Origin of the sequence: Synechococcus sp. R3-13 (assembly GCF_047462195.1) — a bacterium.
In the GTDB taxonomy this organism is placed as follows: domain Bacteria; phylum Cyanobacteriota; class Cyanobacteriia; order Thermostichales; family Thermostichaceae; genus Thermostichus.
On record NZ_JANSIO010000257.1, the window covers coordinates 1 to 2730 of the forward strand.

Genomic DNA, 2730 nt, shown 5'->3' on the forward strand with positions numbered 1-2730 from the left:
ACAGTGCGGGGCTCCTGCGATTTCTAGCTGAAGGTCTTGCAGGGCTCAGGACGAGGGTTTTGTTCCTCAGATAAGATAGCCACCTAAAACTGAGACAGAAAGCGCAGGTCGCTGGTATAAAACAGGCGGATATCCTGAATGCCGTGGAGGAGCATGGCCATCCGCTCAATGCCGATCCCTGCCGCAAATCCGGTGTAGCGCTCCGGGTCGTAGCCCACCGCTTGAAATACATTGGGATCCACCATGCCGCAGCCGAAGATTTCCAGCCATTTCGAGCCAAAGCGCACGTCCATCTCAGCAGAAGGCTCGGTAAAGGGAAAATAGCTGGGCCGAAAGCGGGTTTCTCGCTTGCCCAATAGGCGGGTGATGAAGGTGTTGAGGGTGCCCTTCAGGTCGGAAAAGGTGAGGTTCTCGCCCACCGCCAAAATTTCCATCTGGTGAAACACAGCGGAGTGGGTGGCATCCACGGTATCGCGGCGCATCACCCGACCGGCATGCACAATGCGCAGCGGCGGCTGGTGTTGCTCCATGTAGCGCACCTGCACCGAGGAGGTTTGGGTACGCATCAGGTAGCCATTGGCCAGGTAGAGGGTATCCTGCATATCCCGCGCCGGATGGTCGGCAGGGGTGTTGAGGGCCTCGAAGTTGTAGTACTCCGTCTCGAGCTCAGGCCCATGCACCACGGTGTAGCCCATTCCCACAAAGATATCGAGCATGCGGTCGATGGTGGCCTGCAGCGGATGGATCCGCCCCAGAGGCCGACGGGGCCCGGGCATAGTGACATCCAGGCGCTCTGCTTCTAGGCGGGCCAGCAGTTGAGCTTCACCAAGGGCCTGTTTGCGCTGCTCCAGACTGGATTGGAGGGCCTCTTTAAAGGTGTTGGCCAAAGCGCCAATGGCAGGCCGTTCTTCTGGGGGCAGCTTCCCCATTCCCCCCAAGATTTTGGAGAGCTTACCTTTCTTGCCCAGGTAGTCGATGCGGATCTGTTCCAGAGCCTCCAGACCGTCAGCTTGTTCCACTTGGGCGAGGGCCTCGCTTTGCAGGGTGAGAAGCTGTTGGCGAAGCGTGTCTTTTTCGTCTTGCATGGGGCCGATTCCAAGGGCAGAAGGGATCCCTGGGGTTGTGAGGAGTCCCTACAAAGGTATCACAGCAGGGAGCTCGGTCGCGCCTTTGCATCCGATGGGGTTGGTCGGCAGCAGGGGGAACCCTTTTGGGGAACTAGCTCTGAGGCGCCGAATCTGGCAACAGACACCCCAGAGCGTCACACCCTGCCGGTCCCTCTGCTGCCAAGGTAAAGTTGCGGTCGTAGCGGGCCAGGGCCGCGAAGAAGTTATCTGTCCGCCGTCTCTTTTTGACCTCGGCCACCAGTCGTTCGTAGGTGGGCTTGTCGATTTTCTCAAAAGGCAGGCGGGGGAAGGGGGCATCGAAGCGGGCCAGCAGCGCTGCGCTGATGTAGCCCTCGTCGTCGCGGATGGCTTCGTAGATACGGGATCCCAGAGCTTCCACCTCGTCCTCCCGCAGCTCGATAGTGGCGGAGGTGTTGTGGGTGGTGTAGTACTTCTGAACCTGCATATAGAAGTCAAACTGGGCCAGGGCCGAGAATTGCTCGATCTCGATCTGGCCAGCACCGGGCAGGTTGGCCCATTCTACTTCCACAGGCAGTTCCACCAGCCATTCGGTACAGCGGGGATCAAAGGGGTCGTTGAGCAAGTTCCCGTTTTCATCTTTGTCCGCCTGAGCAGGTACCACCGAGTAGCCATAGTCCAGACAGGCCAGCGCCACCGGGTCATTTTTGGCAAAGGTGATGCGGCGGATGTAGCGTTGGGCTTTGGGCGGGTGCCAGCCGGGAGAGGCGTTGGTGAGCAGCGACTTGGTGCCGGCGGGCTGAACCGTGGTGCAGCGGTTGGGGCGGCGCAGGCTGTGGCGGTCGCAGTAGTCCCACACCACGCGGTGGACGATCTCCTTCCAGCGGCTGAGGTATTCCCGCTCCTGCTGCTTGAATTCCTTCCCGATGGGGGTATCGGGTCTCCCTTCCTGCCACCAGCGCAGCCATTCAACCCCAAAGGCTTTGACGCAAAAGTCGAACAGGCCTGTGAACGAGACGCCGACGATGGGATCCCATTCCCGCGAGCGCTGGAAGCGAGGTTCCACAAAGCGGTGGTGGAGTAGGGCTGCCACCGTGAGGGCTCCCGCTGTAAAGGCGTCTTCCTGCTCCTGCCGGTTGTGGGGATCCAAACGGTTGAGGTGGATCTCGGCCAAGTTGCAATGGAATGTGTGGCCAATAATCTCGCCACAGTTGTGGACAACAAACCCATTGGCATCAAAGCACGCTGGGCCGGGGACAGTACAGTCATACACCCGCTCTACCCCGTCTGCCTCAAGGGCAGCAACCGTCACAGCAAACCGCTCTCGGTTGAGCTGGCGCTTGTAGCCATTCAGCAGTGCCTCTAGCTTTTGGGCTTTGTGCGGTTCCCGAAAGCCGACCCATTCCTGGAACAGATGCAAGTTGTCGTTGGCAATAACCAATTCGTGCTGGGCTTTGCAAGCGTATGGTGCAGGTTGGCGAGCACTGTTCGGCAGCAGGCGATATCCAGCAGGACGGCGATTCTCATACAAAACTGCAATGATGCCCAGCCGCGCCAGCATGCGCTGAACCGCTTTGAGGGTACCCAGATGGCTTTGAGAGAGCCGCACGCTAACCCCTTTCTCCTGATTACCTTGCACGCTGCC

The 2730-nt window shown here is 59.3% G+C and carries 2 protein-coding genes; both read right to left on the reverse strand.

The window, feature by feature from the left end:
• Nucleotides 1-83: 83 nt before the first annotated feature.
• Nucleotides 84-1085 (reverse strand): phenylalanine--tRNA ligase subunit alpha, encoded by a 1002-nt coding sequence (gene pheS, locus NW856_RS07915; protein WP_011432376.1) that lies wholly within the window; start codon nucleotides 1083-1085, stop codon nucleotides 84-86.
• 133 nt (nucleotides 1086-1218) lie between these two features.
• A partial coding sequence (gene nrdJ / locus NW856_RS07920) for a ribonucleoside-triphosphate reductase, adenosylcobalamin-dependent (RefSeq protein WP_414399751.1) occupies nucleotides 1219-2730 on the reverse strand: 1512 nt, incomplete at its 5' end.

Coding starts and splice junctions, on each gene's coding strand:
- pheS (WP_011432376.1), bottom strand. CDS start 1,085: ATGCAAGACGAAAAAGACACGCTTCGCCAACAGCTTCTCACCCTGCAA.